Source organism: Roseateles sp. NT4, from assembly GCF_051857475.1.
GTDB lineage: Bacteria > Pseudomonadota > Gammaproteobacteria > Burkholderiales > Burkholderiaceae_C > Pelomonas.
The window spans coordinates 1468080-1490606 of sequence record NZ_JBPZGZ010000002.1 but is presented as its reverse complement, the minus strand read 5'-3'; the positions used below and the strand labels follow the sequence as shown (position 1 = coordinate 1490606).

Below are 22527 nucleotides of genomic sequence, written 5' to 3'. Positions count from 1 at the left end.
GTCGTACGGATTACCGGTTCTCCAGTATGGCCTGCAGCGGGCGCTTGCACGTGAGAGCCACGGCTGGCGCCGTCATCGCAACGCTTCAGTGGTGGGCGCGCGCCGCAGCGTTGCGCTTGCGGGTCTCGGCGCCCTTCCTGGCGGAGGCCGAGCGCTCCGCGGCCGTGCGGCTGGCCGCCGTGGCGCCGCCGATGCGGCCGCCCTTGCGCGAAGGCTCGTGGTTCTCCGGCTTGCCGCGGCCCGAGCCGGACTTCTTGCCGCCACCGGTCTCCTTGTTGACCGTGGCCCAGGCGCGGCGCTCGGCCTCGTCCTTGGGCACGCCACGGTCCTCGTAGCCGCTCTCGATGTGCTCGGCCTGACGTTTTTGCTTGTCCGTGTAGGAAGATTTGTCGCCTCGGGGCATGGTGCTCTTTCAAAGCTGGAGATGCCCACAGCGGGCAAGCGCCATGCCGCCGCGCCTGCCTGAGCGGGAGCGCCGCATGCCCCTGAGCGGGGTCATGCCCTGGAGAGCCCCATGAACGAAGTCCTGCCCGAAGCCTCGGCCGCCCCGGTCTACCTGAACGTCGATGCGCAGCCGCCCGTGGCCTATTCGCCGTCGGTCGAGCGCGTGGAACCCGACGAGGCGGACGCGATCGCCGACATCGAGCAAAGCCTGCAGAAGATCGCCGACATCACCTACCGCGACGAAGGCCGGGGGCTGCGCGCCGTGCACGCCAAGAGTCACGCCCTGCTGTACGGCAAGCTGCACGTGCTGGACAACCTGCCGCCCTTGCTGGCCCAGGGGCTGTTCGCGCAGCCGGGCACCTACCCGGCGGTGCTGCGCATCTCCACCTCGCCCGGTGATCTGCTGGACGACAAGGTGTCCACGCCCCGTGGCATCGCCCTCAAGGTGCTCGGCGTCCAGGGGGAGCGCCTCGCCGGTTCGGAGCAGGCCACGACGCAGGACTTCCTGATGGTCAATGCGCCGGCCTTCAACAAGCCCAACGCGCAGAAGTTCGCCGGAGCCCTGAAGCTGCTGGCCTCGACGACCGACAAGGCCGAAGGCGCGAAGAAGCTGCTGTCGGCGCTGCTTCGCGGCACCGAGAAGCTGCTCGAGGCCATGGGGACGGAAAGTGCAACGTTGAAGGGCCTGGGCGGCCACCCCCTGCACCATCCGCTCGGCGAGACCTATTTCAGCGCCGTCCCGTTCCGCTTCGGCGACTACATCGCCAAGTTCTCTCTGGCGCCGGTCTCGCCCGAGCTTGAAGCCCTTGAAGGGGTGGCGGTGGACCTGAAAGACCAACCGGATGGACTGCGCCTGGCGGTCGAGGACTTCTTCAACCGCAACGCCGCGTTCTGGGAGCTGCGCGTGCAGCTCTGCCGGGACCTGGACACCATGCCCGTCGAGGACGCCTCCGTCGAATGGCCACAGGAGCACAGCCCCTATCTGCCGGTGGCGCAGTTGACCGTGGCCGCCCACGCACCCATGACGTCGGAGGCGCGCCACCGCGAGGAGGACGCGCTCTTCTTCAACCCCTGGCACGGCCTGGCGGCCCACCAGCCGCTGGGATCGGTGAACCGGGCGCGGCGCTCGGCTTACGAGCTGTCCGGGCGGGCGCGCGCCGAGCGCAATGGCGTGGCTTTCGAGGAGCCCGGCGTGGCGGGCGCCGGCCGGTGCCCGTTCAGGTAGCGCGCGACGCTGGCGATGGGCTCGCCCGCTTCACCGCGGCGAGACACGCCAGACGACGTTGCCCACGTCATCGGCGACAAGCAGCCCGCCGCGCGTGTCCATCGCCACGCCGACCGGCCTGCCGCGGGCCTTGCCGTCCTGGTCGACAAAGCCGGTCAGCACGTCAATGGGCAGGCCGACGGGTTGGCCATCGGCGAAGGGCAGATACACCACCTTGTAGCCCGACAGGGGCTTGCGGTTCCAGGAGCCATGCATGCCGATGAACACGCCAGCGTCGCCCTTGCCGGCAGCAAGCACGCCCGGGAGTTTGCCGCCCGCTGATGTCAGGCCCAGCGCTGCCACATGTGCCCCCAAGGCGTAGTCGGGCTTCAAGGCCTTCGCGACCAGATCGGGCCGCTGCGCCTTGACCCGCTCGTCCACATGCGGGCCGTAGTAGCTGTAGGGCCAGCCATAGAAGCCGCCGTCCCGCACCGACGTCAGGTAGTCGGGGACCAGATCGCTGCCGAGTTCATCGCGCTCATTGGCCACGGTCCACAGGACCTGGGCACTGCCCGTCTTCATCCAGGCCATGCCATTGGGGTTGCGCAGCCCGGTCGCATACAGGCGCTTGTTGCCGGTCGCGCGGTCGATCTCCCAGATCGCAGCACGGCCTTCCTCGGCTTCGATGCCGTTCTCGGCCACATTGCTGTTGGAGCCCACCGTCGCGTAAAGCTTGCTGCCATCGGGGCTGGCAATCAGCGACTTGGTCCAGTGGTGATTGATGGTGCCCGCCGGCAGATCCGTCAGCTTTTTGCCCTCGGCGGCATTCAGCTGCGTCTGGCCTTGCTTGTAGGGAAACACCATGACGGCATCGGTGTTCGCGACATAGAACTGGTCGCCGACCAGGGCCATGCCGAATGGTGAGTTCAGGCCCGACAGGAAGACGACCCGCTGGTCGGCGGTGCCGTCTCCGTCCGTGTCACGCAGCAGCGAGATCTGGTTGGCGCTTTTCGGCCCGGCGCCGGCGCGCTTCTGGAAGATCTTCATCGCGGCACCCTTGATGCCCTTGCCGTCGTCGGGGCGTTCCGGCCCGTTGGTCTCCGCGACGAGCACGTCGCCATTGGGCAGCACATGGAGCCAGCGCGGGTGGTCGAGCCCGCTGGCAAATGCGCTGACCTGCAGGCCGGCCGCCGCCCTCGGCGCCTGCTTGTCGCTCCAGGGCTCGGCCGGTGCAACATTGACCGTAGGAATTGCGGATTTGACCGGCTTGACCAGGGTGGGGTTGGGGCCGACGTCCGCATTCGCGGGCAATTTGCTTTCATCGGCGCGAGCGGCGAAGGCAGCGCAAAGCAGGCCGAGGCCCATGCAGGCGCGAAGCCCCCGGATGGCGTAATGGGTGTGATGCATGAATGTTCCTGTCAATCGAATGCCAGACGGCAATGGACATGCCCGCGGGCCGTCGGGAACAGGGCTTGCCGATCGGGGTGGTTGCGCATCCCGCGCGGCCCCTTCACCCCAGGAGTCATCCATGCGTCGTCTTCAATCCCTGCTCGCCACCTCGCTCGTCTGCATCGCGGCCATGGCCGCCGTTCCGGCTCACGCCAAGTCCGACGCATCTTTCATGAAGGACGCAGCGCATGCGGGCGCGGCCGAGATCGAAGCGAGCAAGCTGGCCCAGAGCAAGGCCAAGAGCGCCGATGTGAAGTCCTTTGCCGACTCGATGGTCACGGACCACACCAAGGTGGCCGATGAGCTGAAGGCGCTGGCCGCGACCAAGAACGTCAAGCTGCCGGACGGCCCCTCGGTCAAGCAGAAGGCCGAAATCAAGCTGATCGACGCCGGCGACAACGACAAGTTCGACGCGCGCTATGCCAAGCACTTCGGCGTCAACGCCCACAAGGACACCATCAAGCTCTTCGAAGACGCCGCCAAGAACGCCAAGGACCCCGAGGTCAAGGCCTGGGCGGAAAAGACGCTGCCCGGCCTGCGCCACCATCTGGAAATGGCACAGGCCCTGAGCGTCGCGCCCAAGAAGTAGGCCTTCGCGGTATCGACCGCGACTCCCTGCTGCCAGTTCTGGCACGGGCCGTGCCTAAAGTCGGCCCATGCGCATCGTCACGTGGAACTGCTGCCGCGGCCCCTTCGACAAGAAGATGGCCGCGCTGGAAAGCCTGCAACCCGACGTCGCCATCATTCCCGAGGCGATGGCGCCCGCTGCGCAGACGGACAGCCTGCGTTGGTTTCCGTCGAACGCCTCGCGCCTGGGCATCCAGGTGCGCGCGTTCAACGGCTATCGGTTGGCGCCGGTGCGCAAGGCATCGGCCGCGCTGCCCAACTGCGTGTCACCCGTGCGCGTGACGCACGGCGAAAGCGGCGCGGAGTTCCACCTGCTGGCCGTATGGACCTGGCCCGCACCCAGCTACAGCCGGGCCTTTCTGAACGGGCTGGCGGCCTATGCGCGCCTGCTCAAGCGCGGCCCGGCCATTGTGGCCGGGGACTTCAACGGCAGCCCCTTCTTCGACCGCCCCACGGCGCGCATCAAGCGCTGGGCAACGGGTTTCGAGCAGCTCCACGCAGCCGGCCTCGTCAGCGCCTACCACCGCCATCATCAGGTGGCCTATGGCGGCGAGGCCCATGCGACGCATCACTTCCTGCGCAAGCCGGAGCGCCCCTTCCACATCGACTTCTGCTTCGTGCCGCAGGCCTGGGCCGAGCAGGGCCTGGCCGTGCACCTCGTCAACGACGAGCCCTGGCGGCGGCTGAGCGACCACTTTCCGCTGGTGGTGGATGTGGAGCTCAGGCCCGCGTGAAGTCGCTGGGCTCCGAGAAGCCGAACTGCAAGGCCACCTCAGCGGACGTGCCGCCTTGCTGTCGCGGCTGGAGCGTCAGGTCGCCGGCTTCTTCGCGGCACAGTGGCGCCAAGCGCCCTGCCCTCAACGTTGCGGCTTTGACGCCGGCGCCGCTTCGACCCGTCCGCCATTGACGTAGACCGCGCCGTCTCTCACTTCAATGAGCATGTCGCCCCACTCGCTGCTCCACACATAGCGCAGCACGCCCTCGGTGGCGAGATCCAGATCGGTTTGCGGGGGGCAATCCTGCCGGAGCAGGATTTGCGGCAACAACGGCGCGTTCATGGCGGAGGCTGGAATCGGCCTTCAGGATACGCCGAGGGCTCGGTGAATCTTGTGTGGATTCGTCAGTGGCCAGGACCGCCGGCTCAACTCGGCACGACATGTTCGGCATGCCGGCAGAGCCATGAAAAATAGGCGATGTTGCCGCGCGGCCTGCTGTAGCGCTGCTTCCTGAATGTCAGGCGCACGCGCCCCACCCGTGCAGCATCGATCTCGACACAGATTTCATCGGCGATGGCACAGGCCGGATCGGGCAGGGATTTGCTGGCCCTGGCCACGTCCTGGCCGGGCACGCGGGCCAGGATGCCGTGGTCGACAGGGGTCAATCGTGGTGGCGCACTGGGGTCGAGGGCTTCAGTCATGCCCCTATCGTGTCTCCAGGCAGGCTCACCAAGTGAGCCTGCCTGGCTTGAAGCCTCTTTCGGCGTCAGCGGCTGGACGGAAAGCTGAAAACCGTCCCTTCGCGCACGCCAGCGGACGGCCAGCGCTGCGTGATCTGCTTGCGCCGCGTATAGAAGCGCACCGCATCAGGGCCATAGGCGTTCAGGTCGCCGAACAGCGAGCGCTTCCAGCCACCGAAGGAGTGATAGGCCACCGGCACCGGCAGGGGCACATTGACACCCACCATGCCGACCAGGATGTGGTCGGTGAAGTGGCGGGCCGTCTCGCCGTCGCGCGTGAAGATGCAGGTGCCGTTGCCGTACTCGTGGGCGTTGATCATCTCCATGGCCTGGGCCAGGCTTTCCACGCGCACGATGCCCAGCACGGGGCCGAAGATCTCTTCCTCGTAGATGCGCATGCCCGGCCGCACGCGGTCAAACAGGCAGGGGCCGAGGAAGTAGCCGCCCTCATGCCCGGCCACTGTCAAACTGCGGCCATCGACGACCAGCTCGGCGCCCTCTTCCACGCCCTGGTCCACATAGCCGCGCACCTTGTCCAGATGCGGCTTCGTGACCAGCGGGCCCATGTCGCAGCCGGACTCCCGGCCCGAGCCGATCTTCATGCGCGCCATCTCGGCGACGAGCTTGTCGCGCACCGCGTCGGCCGTTGCATCGCCCACGGCCACCACCAGCGGGATGGCCATGCAGCGCTCGCCGCAGGAACCGAAGGCGGCGCCCATCAACGCGCTGACGGCGTTGTCGAGATCGGCATCGGGCATGACGACGGCGTGGTTCTTCGCGCCGCCCAGCGCCTGCACGCGCTTGCCGTGCCTGGTGCCGGTCGAGTAGATGTACTCGGCTACCGACGTCGAGCCGACAAAGCTGATGGCCTGCACGCGCGGGTCGGTCAGCAGCGTGTCCACCGCCTCCTTGTCGCCGTTGACGACATTGAGCACGCCCGGTGGCAGGCCGGCCTCCTGGGCCAGCTGGGCGATGAACAGCGTGCTGCTCGGGTCGCGCTCGGAGGGCTTGAGGATGAAGGTGTTGCCGCAGGCGATGGCCATGGGCCACATCCACAGCGGCACCATGGCCGGGAAGTTGAAGGGCGTGATGCCGGCGCAGACGCCCAGCGCCTGGAACTCCGACCAGGCGTCGATGCCCGGGCCGACATTGCGGCTGTGCTCGCCCTTCAGCAGTTCTGGCGCATAGCTGGCGTACTCGACGTTCTCGATGCCGCGCTGCAGCTCGCCCAGGCTGTCGGCCAACACCTTGCCATGCTCATCGGTGATGAGGCGGCAGAGGGTGTCGGCATGGGCTTCGAGCAGCTCCTTCAAGCGGCTCATGACGCGGGCGCGCTTGAGCGGCGGCGTGTTGCGCCAGGCCGGGAAGGCGGTCTGGGCGGCTGTGATGGCCGATTCGACGGTGGCACGGTCGGCCAGGCGGACCTGCCCGCCGACCTTGCCGGTGGCGGGGTTGAAGACGTCGGCCGAGCGGCTGCCGCCGTCGACGGATTGGCCGTTGATGAGATGGGTGATCACAATGAAATCAGGCGGTGGTGTTGAAGCAATCGCCAAGCGCCGACACCAGGGTGTCGATCTCGGCCGCGGTGCTGATGAAGGGCGGCGCCAGCTGGATGGTGTCGCCGCCGTAGCGCACGTAAAAACCTTTGCGGTACATGGCCATGGCGATGTCGAAGGGGCGCTTGGCGGGCTCGCCGGGCAGCGGCGCGACGGTGATGCCCGCGGCCAGGCCGAAGTTGCGGATGTCGGCGACATGCTTGACGCCCTTGAGGCCATGCACGGCGTTCTCGAACACCGGCGCCAGCGCCTTCACGCGCTCCAGCGAGTGCTCGCGCTCCAGCAGGTCCAGCGAGGCAATGCCGGCCGCGCAGGCCACCGGATGGGCCGAGTAGGTGTAGCCGTGGGGGAACTCCAGCATGTAGTCGGGCCCACCCTGCTGCATGAAGACATCGTGGATCTCCTGCTTCGCGACGACGACACCCAGGGGCTGCACGCCGTTGGTGATCTGCTTGGCGGCGGTCAGGATGTCGGGCGTCACGCCAAAGGCCTCGGCCCCCGTCCACGAGCCGGTGCGGCCAAAGCCGGTGATGACCTCGTCGAAGATCAGCAGGATGTTGTGGGCCGTGCAGATCTCGCGCAGCCGCTGCAGATAGCCCACGGGCGGGATGACGACGCCGGCCGAACCCGAGAAGGGCTCGACGATGACGGCGGCGATATTGCTCGCGTCGTGCAGGGCGATGAGTTGCAGCAGTTCATCCGCCAGCGCCGCGCCGTGGGGGCCTTCGCCCGGCGGCATGCCCTTGAAGAAGCTGCCGTTGGGCGGCTGGGTGTGGGGCAGGTGGTCGGCCTCGACGCCCTGGCCGAAGGTCTTGCGATTGCCCACCATGCCGCCGACCGAGATGCCGCCGAAGTTGACACCGTGATAGCCCTTGGCACGGCCGATCAGCCGCGTCTTGCCGGCGTGGCCCTTGGCACGCCAATAGGCCCGCGCCATCTTCAGCGCCGTGTCGGCCGACTCCGAGCCCGAGCCGGTGAAGAAGACGCGATTGAGGCCGGCGGGCAGCTTCTCGACGACCTTGTTGGCCAGCTCGAAGGACAGCGGGTGACCGAACTGGAAGGCCGGCGAATAGTCCAGCTCGCGCACCTGGCGGCTGATGGCGTCGACGATCTCGGTGCGCCCATGGCCCAGGCCCGTGCACCACAGGCCGGAGAGGCCGTCGAAGATCCTGCGACCGTCGTCGGTCCGGTAGTAGGCGCCTTCGGCGCCGACCAGCAGGCGCGGGTTGGCCTTGAACTCGCGGTTGCCCGTGAAGGGCATCCAGTGGGCGTCCATCCAGCCGTCGGGGCGGTGGCTTGTGGTGTCAGACATGGTCAAAGGCTCCTGCGAACGATGCCGGCATACTGCCCGTCGCGTCTATTTCAGAAAATGGCAAGATATCAATGTTCACTTGACTTGATATGAAACCAAAGAGCGCACTGCTGCCGGGCCAGATTGCCGACGTCGACCTGCGCCTGCTGCGCGTCTTCAAGGCCGTTGTCGAATGCGGCGGCATGGCGGCGGCGGAGCTGGAGCTGAACGTCGGCATGCCGACCATCAGCCGGCAGATCAAGGATCTGGAGGAGCGCCTGGGCCTGGTGCTGTGCCGCCGCGGACGGGCCGGCTTCGCGCTGACGGCCGAGGGGGCCGAGCTGTACTCGGCCGCCCTGCAGCTGCTGGCTGCGACGACCGATTTCCGCGCCCGGCTCGAGGGCATCCACCAGCAGATCGCCGGCGACCTGCATCTGGCGCTGTTCGAGAAGACGGTCAGCAACCCGGCCTGCCATGTCGACCTGGCGTTGGCCCAGTTCCACCAGGCGGCACCCGGCGTGCAACTGCACATCCACGTCGGCACCATCACCGACATCGAGCAGGGCGTGCTGTCGGGCCAGTTCCAGGTCGGCGTCATTCCCGAGCACCGCCGCTCGGACAGCCTGGCCTACCGGCCGCTGTTCGGCGAGCAGATGCACCTCTATGCCGGCGCCGGCCACGCCTGGTTCAGCGCCGACAGGCCGTGGAAATGGGGCGACCTGCGCCGCCAGAAACTGGCCGGCCTGGGCTATCACTCACCCAATCTGCGCTTGACCCACCAGCGCAAGCTCGAGCGGGCGGCCACGGCGTCCGACCAGGAAGGCGTGGCCACGCTGATCCTGAGCGGCCGCTTTGTCGGCTTCCTGCCCGACCACTACGCCCGGCCCTTTGTCGAGGCCGGCCGCATGCGCGCCGTGTCCACCGCCGAGCTGGGCTATGACTGCAGCTTCGCCTGCATCTACCGCAACGATCCGACGCCGACGCGCGCCGCCGGCCTGCTGGTGCAGGCGCTGGAAGCGGCCCACGCCAAGCGTCAACGCTAGTCGGTTCGTTCCAGGTTTTCGCGCAGCTTGGCCAGCAGGTCCAGCAGCTGCCGGCACTCCGCCTCGTCCAGCCCACCCACGGCCTGGGCCGCCACCTTCTGCCCCTGCTTGCGCACCTGCTGCTGCAAGGCCTTGCCGGCGGCACTGACCTGCAGGCGCACGCTGCGCTTGTCGGCTGCGTCGGCACTGGCCTCCAGCAGGCCACGCTCGCGCAGGCCCGCAATCAGTCGCGCCACCTGGCCCTTGTCGCGCCCCGAGTGCTGCACCAGCTCGCTCTGCGTGGCGCCGGGCCGTGAGGCGAAAAAGCCCAGGGTCTTGGCCTCCATATGGCTCAAGTCATGCGCCGCCTCCTTCAGCGCCTGGAACTGCAGGGAGCGGAACAGGTGCATGACCGTGTGCACGCTCTCCACGACCTCCTCGGCGAGCTCGGGCTTATGGTTGACAATATCAACTTGTTTGCGCATGATGGATGACATTATCAACCAACACCCATCCACCATGTCCGAACCCACCACCCCGGTGCGCCGCATCCAGCGCGTGCGCCATGAACTGCTGCGCCGCGAGCTCGAGGTCCGGCAGGTCGAGCAGCTAAGCCCCAACTTCATCGCCGTCACGCTGAAAGGCGAGTCGCTGGCCAGCTTCCGCTCCGACTCCTTCGACGACCATGTGAAGGTCTTCTTCGATGAGACCGGCGCCGAGCCCGCCCGCCGCGATTACACGCCGCGCCGCTTCGACACCGAGACCCGCGAACTGACCCTGGAGTTCGCCCTGCACGGCAGCGGCGCGGCCTCCGACTGGGCACGCCAGGCCACGGCCGGCCAGCAGCTGACACTGGGGGGCCCGCGCGGCTCCATGATCATCCCGACCGACTATGACTGGCATCTGCTGATCGGTGACGACTCGGCCCTGCCCGCCGTGCACCGCCGCCTGGAGGAGCTGCCCGAGGGCAGCCGCGCCATCGTCATGCTGCAGCTCGGCGATGCCGGCGACCGCCGCCTGCTGACCAGCCGTGCCAACCTGCAAGTCGAGTGGGTGCAGACCGCCGACGAGCTGGTGTCGGCCATCGCCGCGCTGGCCCTTCCCGACGGCGAAGGCTTTGCCTGGGCGGCGGGCGAGGCTTCGGTGATGGCGCGGGTGCGCCAGGTCCTGGTCGACAAGCGCCTGCCCAAGGAGGCCATGAAGGTGGCGGCCTACTGGAAGGCCGGCGCCATGGCCTTTCACGAGACGCTGGAGAGCTGACGGCGCAGCAGTCCTGGCCGGTGGGCAGCACCCGCCGCAGCCACGGCCGCGGCGCTGCGCCCACCTTTGCTCACTGCGGCTTGTAGGTTACCGTCAGGTTGTAGTTGCCGGCGCTGTAGCCCTTGAGCAGCACATAGACATCGCCGTTGGCGGTGACGTTGATGCTGCAGCTCTCGGTGGCGGTGCTGCCGTCCGACTTGCAGTCGTAGCTGCTGGTGGTGGGCACCGTGCTGCGCCTGGCATACAGGTCGATGTCGCCGGTGCCGGTGGTGCTGGCCTTGAACGTGCCCACGCCGGCCTTGTACGGGCCGAAGCTGCGCGTCTGGTTTTTCGTCAGGCTGCCGCTGAAGGTCTCGGTCTTGTCGGGGATGCCGGTGCTGCCGTCGCTGCCCAGTTCCACCATGTAGGCCAGCGCCATGCGGGCGAACTTCAGCGAGTTGTCGGCCTGGCTGCCGGTGTTGGCATAGGTGTCGTTGGCGGTGTGGATGTAGGGGTCATCCTGACCCATGGCCGCCTCGAAGGGCATGGAGGCGTAATAGCCCTTGGCCGTCCACGACGCGTGGTCGGAGCAGGCATAGCCACACTTGTCGGTGCCGATCTTCAGCGTCGGCAGATAGGTCTTGATGAGGTTGGTGACGAAGGCGTTCTGCCCGCTGTCGGTGTAGTCGGTGTACATGTAGATGTCATTCACCGACCCCTTGTAGTTGGTCATGTCCAGCTGCATCACGCCCACCACGTTGGTGCCGGCATTGGCGTAGCTGTTGGCGATCTCCTGCGAGCCGCGCAGCCCCACTTCCTCGGCCGCGTAAGCCATGAACTTCAGCGTGCGGCGCGGCTTGTAGCCGTTGGCGACCAGGGTGCGGAACACCTCGGTGATGCTGGCCACACCCGATGCGTCGTCGTCGGCGCCCGGCGCCCGGGTGGTTTCGGTCGTGCCGGCCTGGTTGATCGAGTCCAGATGGCCGCCCAGCACCACCACTTCGCTCGCGTTGTCTGTGCCCTTGATGGTGGCGATCACCGACTTCTGCTTCCAGCTCGCATGGGTGAATTGCTCCACCGTGATGTCGCTGCGGCCACCGGCCAGCGCCGTCCAGCGCTGCTTCAGCCAGTCCGAAGCGGCGACGCCGGCACTGGTCTGGTAGTAGCGGTTGACGTTGCCGGACAGGTCGATGATGGTCTGGCCGATATTGCTGGCCTGCATCTGGTTGAGCAGCGGCGTGACCACGGCCTGCTGGTCGATGACATAGCTGGGCCGCGTGACGGCGGCCACGGCGGCCAGCTTGGCGGCACCCGACTGGCGCTGCAGCGTGGCCAGGCCCTCGGCCTGGCTGGGGTGGAACATGAAGCCGCCGCAGCGGCGCAGCTCGCTGTGCACCGCGGCCGACAGGTGCAGCAGGTCGTCCTCGTCCACCTGCACGAGGTGGATGCCTTCGGCACGGCGGCTGGCGGCCGTCGTGGCTTCAACGCCGGCCAGTTGCGCCGTGGGCGCGACGCTGGCGCTCGGCGTCACGGTCGTGTGTTTCTGCAATTGCGCGAGCGCTGCATCGCCGAGGCTGATCCAGACTTTGTCGCCGGCGTGGGCGAAGGAGCACAGCGCCAGCAGGCCGGCGAGGGCCAGGGGCTTGGATTGAAAACGCATCATGGGGTTCCCTGATCGGGTGGATGAACTCGGGATCACGGCCCGGCCGGTTCGTGGCCGCCGGGTGCCTGAAAAGCGGTCCCGAACGCGTGCTCGCAAACTGCATAACCAGCGAGCGCGTGGATGCTCGGGCGGCAGCGCGTCGGCAACAACCGGGGTCGGCCTGTCCCTGGATCAGGGGCCTCCAAAAGGAGGAGAAGCCTGGGAGCGGCAGGAAACGGCTGACAAGGCGATGGGCGGTCTTCCGACCACGGACGGCCGCACGCCGGCGTTGAATGAACTCCTCAAACCAGGAGATCTGCGATGCTCAGCAAGACCCTTCTCGCTTCATGCCTGGCCGCCAGCTGCGCCTTCGGCGCGGCCATCGTGCCGACCGCCGCGATGGCCGATACGACCATCTGGGTTCGCACGGCCCCGCCGCCGCCGCGGCAGGAAGTCGTGCCGGCCGCGCGTCCGGGCTACTTCTGGGTGCCCGGCTACTGGAACTGGAACGGCCGCCGCCACGTCTGGCAACGCGGCGTCTGGATGAGGGAGCGCCACGGTTATTCCTACAACGCCCCCGCATGGGCCGAGCACGATGGCCGCTGGGAGTTCAGGCGCGGCGCCTGGGCTCGCGGTGACGCCGACCATGACGGCGTGCCCAACGGCGCCGACCGCCGGCCGAACGATCCGCACCGCCGCTGATCCCGGTCAGCGCCCCGCCGCATCTGCAAGCGCCCCGCGGCAGACGCTGCGGGGCGCTTCAGCTTGCATGAAACCCTGCGGGCAGCCCGTCTCGTGAGCGCCTGCACTCCCACATCGCCCAGACCGCTGCCGCGCACACGCACAACGAGCGGAACGGGTGCGCCAGCTGCAGCTGCTGGAAGGCCACAGCCGTACTTGAGCTGGACTTCCAGTTCGATGCGAATCATGAGTGGCGACCCTCGATAGCCTTCCTGACGGCATGCCGGATGCCATCGGATGAGGCGCGCCGCATGCGGTCTGCATGGCGGCTCAGTTCTTGCCCCCCTTGTTCGGCTTTGCCGTCGGCGGGCAGTTGGCCGCAGCGTCTGACGCCAGCGGGTCGCATTTGTCCGCGGCCGGCTTGTCATCGCTCACGCGGCCTCTATCGACCGCACCCTCGCTCTTGTGCTGGTGACGTTTCAGGTCGGCCTGGCCCTGGGTACGCAGGGTTTGGGCTTGCCTGGTGCAGGCATGCTTGGCATCTGCGGTCTTGTCGTTGCACTGCGTGCGAGCAATGTCGTAGGCGGTATCCACCTTGACGGCAGCCAGGTGGTCATGCGCCATCCGAGTGCCGGTGCTTGCAACCACGAGCTCGGCCCGGGTCACCCTTTCCTTGGCTAGCGCCCGTTCGCGGCAGACGTCGCGCGGGGTGCCGGTCCATTGGTCGCAGGCAGTCTTGTCCGCAATCAGGTCGGCTGCCGCGCGAGCGAGGCCCGCATTGAGGTCGGCAGTGCTGATCAGTTCCGCATTGGCAGGCGTGCCCCACAGCACGGCGAAAACGCAAGCCAGGAGAAGCCAGGCGACGTGGCGCGCCGGCGGCGGCAAGCCCTTCGTTGAAGATGTCTTCATGCCGGCTCCTTTGAATGCCCACCTTGGCAGGGCAGCTTGGAGGCCTGGCACCACGGTGTCGGTTCGATAGCGCACCAAGCAGGTGCTCATCCGAACAGGCCCGCGCCTGTGCGCCACCGCACAGACCCTGGGCGTTCCCGCCCGCAGCATGGCGCCGCCGTCGGCCCCGCGAATCGAAAGCCCGGGAACTGTGCCCGGTCTGCCCGGGCCGGCTTGCGCGGGTCGGCGGCGCCACCTTGCCGGAGCCGCCATGTATGCCGTCCAGTCCCGCGCCACCAGTGTGGATCCGTTGCTGCTCGCCTGCACGCAGGTCGAGACCTTCATCGGTCCACGCGCGCTGACAGCGGCCAGCGGGTTCTTCTTCCAGCGCGGTCAACATCTCTTCCTGGTCACCAGTCGACATGTACTGCTCGATCTCGCCGCGGACCATCGCCCGCAGCGCCTCGAGTTCTGTCTGCATGCGGCCGGTATCGACCTGACACACCAGCACCGCATCTCGCTGCCGCTGTACGACGACGGCATACCGCAATGGCGCCAGGCCGGCGACAGCGGCGGCGACGTCGATGTCGCGACCCTGGAGATCCCTGCCATGGCCATGCCGCGGGGCGCGCAGTTCTGCGCCTTTGGCACCCGCCACATCCAGGTGCATATGCACGCGGTAAGCCTGGGCCAGGCTCTGCTGGTCGCGGGGTTCCCTCTGGGCTTTCACGACACGCTGCACCACCTGCCCGTGGTGCGCAGCGCCGTGGTGGCCTCGGCCTTTGGCGTGCGCTTCGAGGGCCAGGGCTGTTTCGTGACCGACGCGCCGCTACAGCACGGCAGCAGTGGTGCGCCGGTGGTGCGCCACGACCCCGACGGCGACCCCAGCCTGCCTTGGCAGCTGCTGGGCGTGCATGCGCCGCGCATGGACATGAAGTCCCGGGACGCCACGGCAGACGCATCCCCGGGGCTCAATCTGGCCTGGTATGCCGATGTCCTGCTGGCGCTGACCCAGTGACGCAGGCAACCACTTGCACCGTGCCTGCGTGTATGTGCGCTACCGAACACACGAATGCCTGCAGGCTGGCTAAAGTGAACGCCTAGCCCCGACCACCACAACGGATTGATGCCTGCACCGCTGGATGCCCTTGCCCCCCGCAACAACCGCCTGCTGGCGGCCTTGCCGGACGAAGAGTGGGCGCGCTGGTCGGGCCAGCTGGAGTGCGTGCCGCTGGAGCTGGGCCAGGTGCTGTACGAGTCCGGCCGGCCGCAAAGCCATGTCTACTTCCCGACGACGGCCATCGTGTCGCTGCTCTACGTGCTGGAGGATGGCGGCTCGGCCGAGATCGCGGTGGTGGGCTACGAAGGCGTCGTCGGGGTGTCCCTCTTCATGGGTGGCGAAACCACGCCCAGCCGCGCCGTCGTGCAGAGCGCGGGCGGCTGCTTCCGGCTCAGCGCCGCAACCATCAAGGCCGAGTTCAACCGTTATGGCGTCGGCATGCATCTGCTGCTGCGCTATACCCAGGCACTGTTGACGCAGATGGCGCAGACGGCCGTCTGCAACCGCCACCATCTGCTGGAGCAGCAGCTGTGCCGCTGGCTGCTGCTGAGCCTGGACCGCATCGCGGGTGATGAGCTGGTGATGACGCAGGAGCTGATCGCCAACATGCTGGGCGTGCGCCGGGAAGGCGTCACCGAGGCGGCGCTGAAGCTGCAGAAGCTCGGGCTGATCGAGTATGCGCGCGGGCGCATCAACGTCATCGACCGACCGGGCCTGGAGAAGCGCAGCTGTGAGTGCTACGGCGTCGTCAAGGATGAATACGACCGCCTGCTGAATCGACCGCTGCCGACCCACTAGCCAGCGTGCGCTGGCGCACAGCGCCGCGATCGGGTCGCGCCCAGACTGGCGCATGCCCACCAACCAGTTGCTCCACCGCCTGCCTGCCTCAGAGCAGCGACGGCTGCTGAAGCAGAGCATCCAGGTGCCGCTGCTCCGCGGCCAGCAACTGGCCGTCCAGGATCGGCCGGTGCCGTCGCTGCTGTTCCCGATGCAGGGCTGCCTGTCCCTTGTCACCCCGCTGGAGGCCCATCCCCTGCTGCAGGTCGGCATGATGGGCAGCGAGGGCGTGCTGGGCGCCCAGTTGGTGCTGGGCGTGGCCGCCAGCCCCGTGACCGTGCTGGTGCAGCAGGACGGACAGGCCTGGGACATGCCCGCCGCGGTCTTGCGCCGGGAGCTGCCCGCCAGCCCAGGTCTGCGCCGGCTGCTGATGGGCTATCTGCAGGTGCAATGGCGGCAATCCACCACCACGTCGGCCTGCCTGCATTTCCACGCCTTGAGGGCGCGGCTGGCTCGCTGGTTGCTGATGGGGCAGGATCGGTCCCGAAGCGAGGGCTTCGCGGCCACGCAGGAAGGCATGGCTCAGCTGCTGGGCGCGCGCCGTGTCGGCGTCACGGTGGCGGCTGGCAGCCTGCAGGCAGCCGGGTTGATCCGCTACCACCGGGGATGGATCACGGTCAGCGACCGGGCCGGCCTGGAGGCTGCCTCCTGCGTTTGCTATGCGCAGGACCGTGCGAGCTACCGCCTGGTCATGAAGTTCGCACCCGACGCCGCTCTGGATGGCGGGGTGCACTGACCGCCTTCGGGCTCAGCCTGCGGCAGGCATCAGCACCGTATCGATCACGTGGATCACGCCGTTGGAGGCCTGAACATCGCTCTCGACGATGCGGGCCTCGTTCACCCTCAGGCCCTGGGTCGTGTTCATGGCGAGATCCTCGCCTTGCAGCGACTTCAGCAGGTTGGACCCGCTGCCTGAGACCGCGGCCGTCACGCGGCGGGGCACCAGGTGCAGCCTCAGGATGGCGGTCAGCCGAGCCTTCGCTTCGGGCTTGAACAAGTCGGTCAGCACCTCTATGGCCAGCCTGCCGAACGCGTAGTCATTGGGGGCGAACACGGTGTGGGGCCCGGATGCCTGGAACGGGCTGGTCAGGCCGGTGGCCGTGATGGCCTTGATGAGGTATTTGAAGTGCCCGGTCCTGTGCAGCGTGTCCATCAGGTTCTCGAGCGGTGCGGGCTGGGCCGAACCGGCGGGCGTGAAGCTCGGAATGGCCGAGGCAGTGGCGGTGATCGTGGCGGAGGTCATGAAAGCTTTCAGAGTGCGTTCCCCGGCGCCTTGACGGTGTCACGGACGGGAGGCGGCGCCGCCCATGCTGCACTTGATGCTCGCGGCGGTCTGTGCGGTGCCTGCGTTCGCCAACGCACAGACGGTGTCCGCAGGACCGGCGAGCCTGCGCGACCTTTCACTCAACGAAACCGGCCACCCGCATGCTCTGGCTGCTCGCTGCTTTACTTCTTGTGGCAGCCCCGGTTGCCGTGATCGCCCGGCTGCGTGCGCGAGGCCATCGACTCTGGTGCGAGCGATCCACTGCGTTGACGGCCAAGCTGGGCGCCGAACCCGGTCCGGCAGGCGTGTCGCATTTCGACCCTGCCGAGCTGAACAACCTGCCGGCACCCGTCCAGCGCTACCTCCGCGCAGCACTGACCGCCGGCCAGCCCATGGTGAGCGGCGTGCACCTGACGCAGAGCGGCTTCCTCAGCCTGTCGCCGGCGAGCGCGCGCTCGCGGCCCTTCACGGCGGATCAGCATGTGGCGACACGCGGACCGGGTTTCCTGTGGAACGCCCGCGTGGATGTGTTCGCCGGGCTGAGCGTGCGCCTGCACGATGGCTACCTGGCCGGTGCGGGCCTGTTGCACGCGTTGCTGCTGGATTTCATCGACATGGCCCGTCGGCAGCGCGATGGCGGCGGCGAGCTGGCGCGCGCGGAGCTGATGCATTTTCTAGCCGAGGCGCCCTGGTACCCCACGGCGCTGCTGCCCAGCCAGGGCGTGCAGTGGGTGGCGGTGGACGCTCGACGTGCCGATGCCACGCTGACGGACGGTGCGGTGTCGGTGACGCTGCGCTTCAGTTTCGGCGACGCGGGCCTGGTGGAGACCGTGAGGTCCGAGGCGCGCGCCCGCAGGGTGGGCAGGGCCATCGTGATGACGCGCTGGGAGGGGCGTTGGAAAGACTGGGCGATACGCGATGGCATGCGCGTGCCGCTGGCCGGCGAGGCCGCCTGGCTGCTGCTGGACGGGCGCCGCACCTACTGGCGCGGTCGCCTGGGCAAGCTGCGCTACCGCTTCAGCAGTTGAGGACGCTCATCGTCCGCCCTTGTGACCCTTGCGGCCGGATTGCTTGTGGCGCTCGGGCATGGGAGCCGACACCTTGGGGCCCTCTGGCTTGATGTCCAGCACCGGCGGGTGGCCCGCGGGTTCTGCGGGTTTGCTCTTGGACTTCATCGACTTCTTCATGGCATCTCCTGGATCAATGTCCGGTCATCGGGGACTGCACGGCCGAGACGAACTCGACCTTAGACCGATCGCATCCTCTTGACGGTGCGGCAGCGCACGCCAGGTCATGTGCGCGGTCTGTCGTCGCATAGACGCCGGTGGTACCGGCGCGCAATCTCGGCACATGGCTTTGCGCTGAGGCCCACCATGAACGCCATCGCAGCCACCCATCCGCATGCCCCGCGTCCAGCGACTCGGAACAGCAGGCTCCGGCGTCAAAGGCGCGCTTTGAAATCGTGGAAGGCGTGGATGAAGGCGTCGCGCGTGCGGTCCATGTCGGATACCCACTGGTGCCAGGAGGCTTCGCCGGACGTCTGCAGCGCCTCCCACTTCACCCGTGCCTCCCGTGAATGCACGCGCAGCTTGGCCAGCTCCGCGGCATAGCGCTCGCGCGCGTCCTGCCTGGCGTGGGTCACCTTGGTTTCGAAGGAGTTGAGCTGATCGTTGAGCTCATCGAGCTCGAGCTTGATGTTCTCGATATAGGTTTCGCGTGCGGTCATGGTCGGCCTTTCAATGGCGTTGAGGCTCAGGCCCAATAGCCCGCGCGTTGATAGTTCGCATGCAGAAGGATCTCGTAGTCGCGATGGATGGAGGCGACATCCTGGTAGACGGGGCTGCACTTGACCTGCTCCCGCGTCAGCGACACATGGATCTCCTGTCTGGCCCAGTCGATACGGTCCACCCAAGGCAGCGCGATCAGCACCTTTCTCCCGCGAGGCCACCAGCTCTGGGTGTCGACGACCAGATAGCGGATCTGCCAGCTCTCGTCGTCGAAAACAAAGTCCTGCACCTGGCCGATGCCACGGCCGGCGGCCTGCAGCTCGTAGCCACATACCTGCTCGGCACTGCGCAACTGCATGTCTGCCGGGTAGACGCTGGCCGCCTCGCGATCGGCCAGTGGCCGCGGCGCAACCGAAGGAAAAGGCCTGGCGCCCAGAGCCCAGAGCCCGCCACCATCCCAATAGGCCGGGTAGTGATAGTGGCGCTCGAACGCCAGCTCCTGCTGGCGCGAGACGGTTCGTTCGATGTCCAGGGGCGGGCTGCTGTGTATCAGCCGGCGCGTCAGCGCGACGTCGATCACCCGGTCGTGCCCCAGCGGCTGCTTGATGGAATACGGCGAGATCAGCACATCGCGTTCGGCCAGCCAGCTGCCCGCATCCACGACGAGATAGCGGATGACCCAGTCACGGTCATCGAACAGCAAATCTTCGATGGGGCCGATGTCGCCATCTACGGCCTTCACATGGGCCATGGAGACATGGCTGACGCTGTTGAACATGGGGCTCCTGGAATACGGCGAGATCGTGACGCAGCGGTGGATGAGCGTCGGTGCGATTGCGTACGCAGCCGCCGCAAAACAGGGGCTTTACCATTGCGCGGCGTTTGCGCCCAGAATGGGCTCTCAATTCGTTGGACAAGGATGCGCCGATGCAAGCCGCCGAGCATTTGGCACTCAGCGCATACCTGAAGCGGCGGCGTGGCGCCGTTCTGCAGGCGTGGCGCATCGCCGTGACGTCTGATCCGACGCTCACCACGGGCGCGGCACTGCCCCGCGCGCAGTTGCATGACCATATTCCGGCGCTGCTGGTCGACTTTGAGCGCAGGCTTGCCGGCGGCGGGCTGGCGGCGGCCGACCAGAAGCGCCAGCAGGGGGACGCGGCGGCCCACGGGCTGCACCGCTGGCAACAGGGCTTCGACCTGGCCGAGGTGACCCGGGAGCTCGGACGGTTGAACGAATGTGTGGTGGTGGAGCTGGAGGAATACGCGGTCGCGACTCACAACATCAGCCCGTCGGCCATGGCCGAGGCACGCAGGATCTGGGCGCAGCAGTGCGGCGACGCCGTCGGCGCCAGCGTGTCGCAGTATTTCCAGCTGCAGCAGATCGAGGCGACCAGCCATATCCGTGACCTCGAGCAGGCCCTGCAATCCCTGCGCGAGCTGGAAAGGGAGCGTGCGCGGCTGTGGCAGCAGGCGGCGCATGACCTGCGCGGCAACCTCGGTGTCGTGGCCACGGCGACGGCCGGGCTGGCTTCGCCGAAGGCTTCCGAGCCCATGCGCAACGGCTTCCTGCGCCTGCTGGATCGCAACGTCGGCTCGCTGAGCCATCTGCTGAATGACGTGACAAGCCTTGCGCGTCTGCAAGGCGGCCTGGAGCACCTCCAGCTGGAGGTCATCGATGTCGTCACGCTGCTGGGCGTGCTGTGCGAGGACCTGCAGCCCCATGCGCAGGAACGGGGCCTCTACCTTCGCTTCGAGGGGCCAGCCGCGCTGCCCGTCGAGGGCGACGCCGTGAAGATGCGGCGCATCGCGCAGAACCTGGTCATCAATGCGATCAAATACACCCGCACGGGGGGCGTCACGATCAGGTGTGGGGACGGTGCGTCCAGTGACCTCGATCGCTGGTTCTTCGAAGTGAGGGATACCGGGCCGGGCTTTCACGCGGGCCCGGGTTCGCAGCTGGCAGGTGCGATCGAAGAGGCCACCGAACAGGCGCGACAGGTCGCGACCGACCACGCCACAGGCGCGGTGACGCATGTGAACGTGGATCTCACCGGAACCTATCCATCTTCCGAGGATCCGCGCCCGGTGAGTCAGCAGGTGGGCGAGGGCATCGGACTGTCCATCGTCAAGCGCCTGTGCGATCTGTTGAACGCCACCACCGAGCTCGAATCGGAGATCGGCGTCGGGACGGTGTTTCGCATCCTGCTGCCGCGCAGCTACGGTGACGTGACCACAGCAGCGGGTGGCCGGCGCTGAAGTCACCGCCGCCCTATTCGGCGCCCGCCATGTCGGCCAGAAGATCGTCCTTGCGCGCAGCCATCTCTTCACCGAGCGCGCGGACGTCAAGGCCACTCTTCCTGACCTTGGGGAACATCTCGTCTTCCTCTTCCCTGACGTGGTGGTCGATGTATTCGCCCAGCACCTTGACCTTGGCGTCGTACAGCGGGTCACCCGGCGCCGACTGGATGATCTGCCTGATCAGCTCCTTGGCGCTGGCATGCTCCACGTCTGCCTCGTCGACGAGATCCTCGTCACCCGTCAGCATCTGGCGCGCGGCAGGGTAGAAGAGCTCTTCCTCGATCATGGCATGCACGGTCAACTTGGCGCAGATCTCCTGCGCCAGCAGCTGCCTCTCGTCATCCCCACCCTCGGCGTGGATGAGCTGCTGGTAAGCCTTGAACAGCTTCTTGACCTGCTGGTGGTCGGTGATCAGGAGTTGGATGGCGTCAGTCGACGTCGTGGCTGTGCGGGTGGCTGTGGACACGGTGCTTTCCTCGGCGAGGCGTCCCGCGGGGCGGCGGGTTGCAGAAGGCGCCCGCGATGCGGCGGGCGGGCATCGTCGGCGCTCAGGTACGACTCGCGGAGCCGTCGTCGACGCTGGCGTTGGGTCGGGTGTCGCCCTCGTCGTCCGCGTCCTCGGCGAACGACCGGCTCCATGGGTCGCCGCCCTGCTGGCGCTGTGGCGGCCGACCGGGTGCGGGCGGCGGCTGTCGTGGCGAGCGGTTGCTGTCGCCCAGGTTCGGCACATTGCCTTCGCTGCCGTCGGCCGGCACCGGCGTGTCGTTGGCTTGACCGGACTGCTGCTGCGGACGCTGTCCTTGCGACTGATTGCTGTTCATCTCAAACTCTCGTGCCCCGGGAGATCCGGTGCAGCTGAAGCGGCAATCCCAGAACCTGCTCTGCGTTTTCCGGCTTGCAAGGACGGTGTACCGGGCGTAGCACGCAGCTCCGCGGCGAAGAACCGTTCGGCCCTCGGCCAGGAGCGCCAGGCCGCCCTCGGTAAACGAGACCGATCCCTTCTCGCCACCGGCCCCGCTTACCGATGATCGGCAAGCGCGGTCAACATGCGCTGGCGCCGGAGCCGAGAGTCGAGAAGAAGCTGTAGCAGCCGCCCCCGGCGCGTTTGCTGCGGTACATCGCCTGATCGGCGCAATCCACCAACGCTTCGATGTCCTCGGCGTCATCGGGGTAGACGCTGATGCCGATGCTGGCAGACACCCGGACGGGGACGCCTCCAGCGTGCATCAGCGAAGCCAGCGAATCCATCAGCTTCTGCGCCACCAGGCCCGGGTCCGCCGCGTCCATGATCTCGGGCAGCAGCACGATGAACTCATCGCCGCCCAGGCGGCACACCGTGTCGATCTGCCGCACACTGCTGACGAGGCACAGGCTGACGGCACGCAGCACCTCGTCGCCGACCCGATGACCCAGCTTGTCATTGATCTGTTTGAAGCCATCCAGATCCAGGAAGAGCAGCGCCAGCCGCCCACCCTGGCGCCTGGCGTGGGTCAGCCCCTGCGAGAAACGATCGACCAGCAGCAGGCGATTGGGCAGCTGGGTCAGCGAGTCGAGTTCGCTGGAACGCGACAGCTCGGCCATCAGCAGCGCCGTGGAGTCGGCCATGTCGCGCGCGCGCATGGCGTCCACCACCAGTTGCTCGTTGGCTGCCAGCAATCGGTGCATGGTGTCGCCATCCAGTTGCGTCCGTGCCTGGGCAAGGTCGGCCCGCAGGCGCGCCAGTTCTGCCCGTGCGTTCACGGCTTGCGACTGCAATGAAGCCAGCTCCGCGCGCAGTGCGTCCAGTGTGTCGGGAATCGTGGCCATGCCCCGCCCCTGATGTATTGCACTGCCCGGATGGCA

Annotated in this window: 27 protein-coding genes; 11 read left to right on the top strand and 16 right to left on the bottom strand. The window is 67.4% G+C overall.

Annotated features, from left to right (window positions below):
- Positions 1-85 precede the first annotated feature (85 nt).
- Positions 86-403 carry a plasmid stabilization protein gene (locus ACS5PN_RS16670; protein WP_439465096.1) on the bottom strand — a complete coding sequence of 106 codons (318 nt, stop codon included), beginning with the start codon at positions 401-403 and terminating at the stop codon, positions 86-88.
- Positions 404-514: 111 nt separating this feature from the next.
- On the opposite strand from ACS5PN_RS16670, the gene ACS5PN_RS16665 reads away from it, so the two are divergent.
- The gene (locus ACS5PN_RS16665) at positions 515-1669 is read left to right on the top strand and encodes a catalase family protein (protein WP_439465095.1); all 1155 of its coding nucleotides are present in this window, start codon (positions 515-517) and stop codon (positions 1667-1669) included.
- A 30-nt stretch (positions 1670-1699) separates the two neighbouring features.
- On the opposite strand, the gene ACS5PN_RS16660 is transcribed toward ACS5PN_RS16665, so the two are convergent.
- A complete protein-coding gene (locus tag ACS5PN_RS16660; protein ID WP_439465094.1) occupies positions 1700-3055 on the bottom strand; it encodes a PQQ-dependent sugar dehydrogenase in 1356 nt (451 codons plus the stop codon).
- Positions 3056-3176: 121 nt separating this feature from the next.
- Between ACS5PN_RS16660 and ACS5PN_RS16655 the strand changes: the two genes are divergently transcribed.
- Both ACS5PN_RS16655 and ACS5PN_RS16650 read left to right on the top strand, forming a co-directional pair.
- Positions 3177-3686 (top strand): DUF4142 domain-containing protein, encoded by a 510-nt coding sequence (locus ACS5PN_RS16655; RefSeq protein WP_439465093.1) that lies wholly within the window; start codon positions 3177-3179, stop codon positions 3684-3686.
- A 67-nt stretch (positions 3687-3753) separates the two neighbouring features.
- A complete protein-coding gene (locus tag ACS5PN_RS16650) occupies positions 3754-4458 on the top strand; it encodes an endonuclease/exonuclease/phosphatase family protein (protein ID WP_439465092.1) in 705 nt (234 codons plus the stop codon).
- Positions 4459-4581: 123 nt separating this feature from the next.
- Here the strand turns inward: ACS5PN_RS16650 and ACS5PN_RS16645 are convergent, their stop codons facing one another.
- From ACS5PN_RS16645 to ACS5PN_RS16630, 4 genes are all read right to left on the bottom strand, one after another.
- The gene (locus ACS5PN_RS16645; protein WP_439465091.1) at positions 4582-4782 is read right to left on the bottom strand and encodes a hypothetical protein; all 201 of its coding nucleotides are present in this window, start codon (positions 4780-4782) and stop codon (positions 4582-4584) included.
- Between the two features lie 83 nt (positions 4783-4865).
- Positions 4866-5141, bottom strand: coding sequence for a hypothetical protein (locus tag ACS5PN_RS16640; RefSeq protein WP_439465090.1), 276 nt, complete (start codon positions 5139-5141; stop codon positions 4866-4868).
- Between the two features lie 65 nt (positions 5142-5206).
- A complete protein-coding gene (locus ACS5PN_RS16635; RefSeq protein ID WP_439465089.1) occupies positions 5207-6697 on the bottom strand; it encodes a CoA-acylating methylmalonate-semialdehyde dehydrogenase in 1491 nt (496 codons plus the stop codon).
- Between the two features lie 7 nt (positions 6698-6704).
- On the bottom strand, positions 6705-8048 hold the full coding sequence (locus ACS5PN_RS16630; RefSeq protein ID WP_439465088.1) for an aspartate aminotransferase family protein: 1344 nt from the start codon (positions 8046-8048) through the stop codon (positions 6705-6707).
- A gap of 89 nt (positions 8049-8137) precedes the next feature.
- On the opposite strand from ACS5PN_RS16630, the gene ACS5PN_RS16625 reads away from it, so the two are divergent.
- On the top strand, positions 8138-9070 hold the full coding sequence (locus ACS5PN_RS16625) for a LysR family transcriptional regulator (protein ID WP_439465087.1): 933 nt from the start codon (positions 8138-8140) through the stop codon (positions 9068-9070).
- Here ACS5PN_RS16625 and ACS5PN_RS16620 read toward each other — a convergent pair.
- The gene (locus tag ACS5PN_RS16620; protein WP_439465086.1) at positions 9067-9534 is read right to left on the bottom strand and encodes a MarR family winged helix-turn-helix transcriptional regulator; all 468 of its coding nucleotides are present in this window, start codon (positions 9532-9534) and stop codon (positions 9067-9069) included. The two genes, ACS5PN_RS16625 and ACS5PN_RS16620, sit on opposite strands and share 4 nt — an antisense overlap.
- Positions 9535-9568: 34 nt before the next feature.
- Between ACS5PN_RS16620 and ACS5PN_RS16615 the strand changes: the two genes are divergently transcribed.
- A complete protein-coding gene (locus ACS5PN_RS16615; RefSeq protein ID WP_439465085.1) occupies positions 9569-10309 on the top strand; it encodes a siderophore-interacting protein in 741 nt (246 codons plus the stop codon).
- Between the two features lie 70 nt (positions 10310-10379).
- Here ACS5PN_RS16615 and ACS5PN_RS16610 read toward each other — a convergent pair whose 3' ends face one another.
- Positions 10380-11951: a M20/M25/M40 family metallo-hydrolase gene (locus tag ACS5PN_RS16610; protein ID WP_439465084.1), complete on the bottom strand. Its 1572-nt coding sequence runs from the start codon at positions 11949-11951 to the stop codon at positions 10380-10382.
- A 300-nt stretch (positions 11952-12251) separates the two neighbouring features.
- On the opposite strand from ACS5PN_RS16610, the gene ACS5PN_RS16605 reads away from it, so the two are divergent.
- On the top strand, positions 12252-12632 hold the full coding sequence (locus ACS5PN_RS16605; protein WP_439465083.1) for a YXWGXW repeat-containing protein: 381 nt from the start codon (positions 12252-12254) through the stop codon (positions 12630-12632).
- Between the two features lie 309 nt (positions 12633-12941).
- On the opposite strand, the gene ACS5PN_RS16600 is transcribed toward ACS5PN_RS16605, so the two are convergent.
- Positions 12942-13520: a hypothetical protein gene (locus ACS5PN_RS16600; protein ID WP_439465082.1), complete on the bottom strand. Its 579-nt coding sequence runs from the start codon at positions 13518-13520 to the stop codon at positions 12942-12944.
- A 250-nt stretch (positions 13521-13770) separates the two neighbouring features.
- On the opposite strand from ACS5PN_RS16600, the gene ACS5PN_RS16595 reads away from it, so the two are divergent.
- The 3 genes from ACS5PN_RS16595 (at position 13771) to ACS5PN_RS16585 (ending at position 16132) form a co-directional block, all read left to right on the top strand.
- On the top strand, positions 13771-14517 hold the full coding sequence (locus ACS5PN_RS16595; protein WP_439465081.1) for a trypsin-like peptidase domain-containing protein: 747 nt from the start codon (positions 13771-13773) through the stop codon (positions 14515-14517).
- A 108-nt stretch (positions 14518-14625) separates the two neighbouring features.
- The gene (locus ACS5PN_RS16590) at positions 14626-15357 is read left to right on the top strand and encodes a Crp/Fnr family transcriptional regulator (protein WP_439465080.1); all 732 of its coding nucleotides are present in this window, start codon (positions 14626-14628) and stop codon (positions 15355-15357) included.
- 52 nt (positions 15358-15409) lie between these two features.
- Positions 15410-16132, top strand: a complete 723-nt coding sequence (locus tag ACS5PN_RS16585; protein ID WP_439465079.1) for a Crp/Fnr family transcriptional regulator — start codon at positions 15410-15412, stop codon at positions 16130-16132.
- Positions 16133-16144: 12 nt separating this feature from the next.
- On the opposite strand, the gene ACS5PN_RS16580 is transcribed toward ACS5PN_RS16585, so the two are convergent.
- Positions 16145-16639 carry a fasciclin domain-containing protein gene (locus tag ACS5PN_RS16580; protein WP_439465078.1) on the bottom strand — a complete coding sequence of 165 codons (495 nt, stop codon included), beginning with the start codon at positions 16637-16639 and terminating at the stop codon, positions 16145-16147.
- 287 nt (positions 16640-16926) lie between these two features.
- Here ACS5PN_RS16580 and ACS5PN_RS16575 point away from each other — a divergent pair, with 287 nt between their 5' ends.
- On the top strand, positions 16927-17688 hold the full coding sequence (locus tag ACS5PN_RS16575; protein ID WP_439465077.1) for a DUF6920 family protein: 762 nt from the start codon (positions 16927-16929) through the stop codon (positions 17686-17688).
- Between the two features lie 6 nt (positions 17689-17694).
- On the opposite strand, the gene ACS5PN_RS16570 is transcribed toward ACS5PN_RS16575, so the two are convergent.
- The 3 genes from ACS5PN_RS16570 to ACS5PN_RS16560 form a co-directional block, all read right to left on the bottom strand.
- On the bottom strand, positions 17695-17847 hold the full coding sequence (locus ACS5PN_RS16570) for a hypothetical protein (RefSeq protein WP_439465076.1): 153 nt from the start codon (positions 17845-17847) through the stop codon (positions 17695-17697).
- Between the two features lie 254 nt (positions 17848-18101).
- The gene (locus tag ACS5PN_RS16565) at positions 18102-18386 is read right to left on the bottom strand and encodes a hypothetical protein (protein WP_439465075.1); all 285 of its coding nucleotides are present in this window, start codon (positions 18384-18386) and stop codon (positions 18102-18104) included.
- A gap of 26 nt (positions 18387-18412) precedes the next feature.
- Positions 18413-19165, bottom strand: coding sequence for a PRC-barrel domain-containing protein (locus ACS5PN_RS16560; protein WP_439465074.1), 753 nt, complete (start codon positions 19163-19165; stop codon positions 18413-18415).
- A gap of 149 nt (positions 19166-19314) precedes the next feature.
- Between ACS5PN_RS16560 and ACS5PN_RS16555 the strand changes: the two genes are divergently transcribed.
- Positions 19315-20643: a sensor histidine kinase gene (locus tag ACS5PN_RS16555; protein WP_439465073.1), complete on the top strand. Its 1329-nt coding sequence runs from the start codon at positions 19315-19317 to the stop codon at positions 20641-20643.
- A 13-nt stretch (positions 20644-20656) separates the two neighbouring features.
- On the opposite strand, the gene ACS5PN_RS16550 is transcribed toward ACS5PN_RS16555, so the two are convergent.
- The 3 genes from ACS5PN_RS16550 to ACS5PN_RS16540 form a co-directional block, all read right to left on the bottom strand.
- The gene (locus ACS5PN_RS16550; protein WP_439465072.1) at positions 20657-21151 is read right to left on the bottom strand and encodes a hemerythrin domain-containing protein; all 495 of its coding nucleotides are present in this window, start codon (positions 21149-21151) and stop codon (positions 20657-20659) included.
- A gap of 82 nt (positions 21152-21233) precedes the next feature.
- Complete coding sequence (locus ACS5PN_RS16545) at positions 21234-21506, bottom strand: hypothetical protein (RefSeq protein ID WP_439465071.1); 273 nt, start codon at positions 21504-21506, stop codon at positions 21234-21236.
- A gap of 220 nt (positions 21507-21726) precedes the next feature.
- Positions 21727-22491, bottom strand: a complete 765-nt coding sequence (locus tag ACS5PN_RS16540; RefSeq protein ID WP_439465070.1) for a diguanylate cyclase domain-containing protein — start codon at positions 22489-22491, stop codon at positions 21727-21729.
- Between the last annotated feature and the right edge of the window lie 36 nt (positions 22492-22527).

Bases quoted from the DNA above. Each gene is read 5' to 3' on its own strand.
- ACS5PN_RS16555 (WP_439465073.1), top strand. From the start codon at position 19,315: ATGCAAGCCGCCGAGCATTTGGCACTCAGCGCATACCTGAAGCGGCGG.
- ACS5PN_RS16545 (WP_439465071.1), bottom strand. From the start codon at position 21,506: ATGAACAGCAATCAGTCGCAAGGACAGCGTCCGCAGCAGCAGTCCGGT.
- ACS5PN_RS16600 (WP_439465082.1), bottom strand. From the start codon at position 13,520: ATGAAGACATCTTCAACGAAGGGCTTGCCGCCGCCGGCGCGCCACGTC.
- ACS5PN_RS16595 (WP_439465081.1), top strand. From the start codon at position 13,771: ATGTATGCCGTCCAGTCCCGCGCCACCAGTGTGGATCCGTTGCTGCTC.
- ACS5PN_RS16660 (WP_439465094.1), bottom strand. From the start codon at position 3,055: ATGCATCACACCCATTACGCCATCCGGGGGCTTCGCGCCTGCATGGGC.
- ACS5PN_RS16665 (WP_439465095.1), top strand. From the start codon at position 515: ATGAACGAAGTCCTGCCCGAAGCCTCGGCCGCCCCGGTCTACCTGAAC.
- ACS5PN_RS16605 (WP_439465083.1), top strand. From the start codon at position 12,252: ATGCTCAGCAAGACCCTTCTCGCTTCATGCCTGGCCGCCAGCTGCGCC.
- ACS5PN_RS16630 (WP_439465088.1), bottom strand. From the start codon at position 8,048: ATGTCTGACACCACAAGCCACCGCCCCGACGGCTGGATGGACGCCCAC.
- ACS5PN_RS16615 (WP_439465085.1), top strand. From the start codon at position 9,569: ATGTCCGAACCCACCACCCCGGTGCGCCGCATCCAGCGCGTGCGCCAT.
- ACS5PN_RS16590 (WP_439465080.1), top strand. From the start codon at position 14,626: ATGCCTGCACCGCTGGATGCCCTTGCCCCCCGCAACAACCGCCTGCTG.
- ACS5PN_RS16565 (WP_439465075.1), bottom strand. From the start codon at position 18,386: ATGACCGCACGCGAAACCTATATCGAGAACATCAAGCTCGAGCTCGAT.
- ACS5PN_RS16570 (WP_439465076.1), bottom strand. From the start codon at position 17,847: ATGAAGAAGTCGATGAAGTCCAAGAGCAAACCCGCAGAACCCGCGGGC.
- ACS5PN_RS16620 (WP_439465086.1), bottom strand. From the start codon at position 9,534: ATGCGCAAACAAGTTGATATTGTCAACCATAAGCCCGAGCTCGCCGAG.
- ACS5PN_RS16580 (WP_439465078.1), bottom strand. From the start codon at position 16,639: ATGACCTCCGCCACGATCACCGCCACTGCCTCGGCCATTCCGAGCTTC.
- ACS5PN_RS16560 (WP_439465074.1), bottom strand. From the start codon at position 19,165: ATGTTCAACAGCGTCAGCCATGTCTCCATGGCCCATGTGAAGGCCGTA.
- ACS5PN_RS16625 (WP_439465087.1), top strand. From the start codon at position 8,138: ATGAAACCAAAGAGCGCACTGCTGCCGGGCCAGATTGCCGACGTCGAC.
- ACS5PN_RS16585 (WP_439465079.1), top strand. From the start codon at position 15,410: ATGCCCACCAACCAGTTGCTCCACCGCCTGCCTGCCTCAGAGCAGCGA.
- ACS5PN_RS16670 (WP_439465096.1), bottom strand. From the start codon at position 403: ATGCCCCGAGGCGACAAATCTTCCTACACGGACAAGCAAAAACGTCAG.
- ACS5PN_RS16645 (WP_439465091.1), bottom strand. From the start codon at position 4,782: ATGAACGCGCCGTTGTTGCCGCAAATCCTGCTCCGGCAGGATTGCCCC.
- ACS5PN_RS16650 (WP_439465092.1), top strand. From the start codon at position 3,754: ATGCGCATCGTCACGTGGAACTGCTGCCGCGGCCCCTTCGACAAGAAG.
- ACS5PN_RS16640 (WP_439465090.1), bottom strand. From the start codon at position 5,141: ATGACTGAAGCCCTCGACCCCAGTGCGCCACCACGATTGACCCCTGTC.
- ACS5PN_RS16540 (WP_439465070.1), bottom strand. From the start codon at position 22,491: ATGGCCACGATTCCCGACACACTGGACGCACTGCGCGCGGAGCTGGCT.
- ACS5PN_RS16610 (WP_439465084.1), bottom strand. From the start codon at position 11,951: ATGATGCGTTTTCAATCCAAGCCCCTGGCCCTCGCCGGCCTGCTGGCG.
- ACS5PN_RS16655 (WP_439465093.1), top strand. From the start codon at position 3,177: ATGCGTCGTCTTCAATCCCTGCTCGCCACCTCGCTCGTCTGCATCGCG.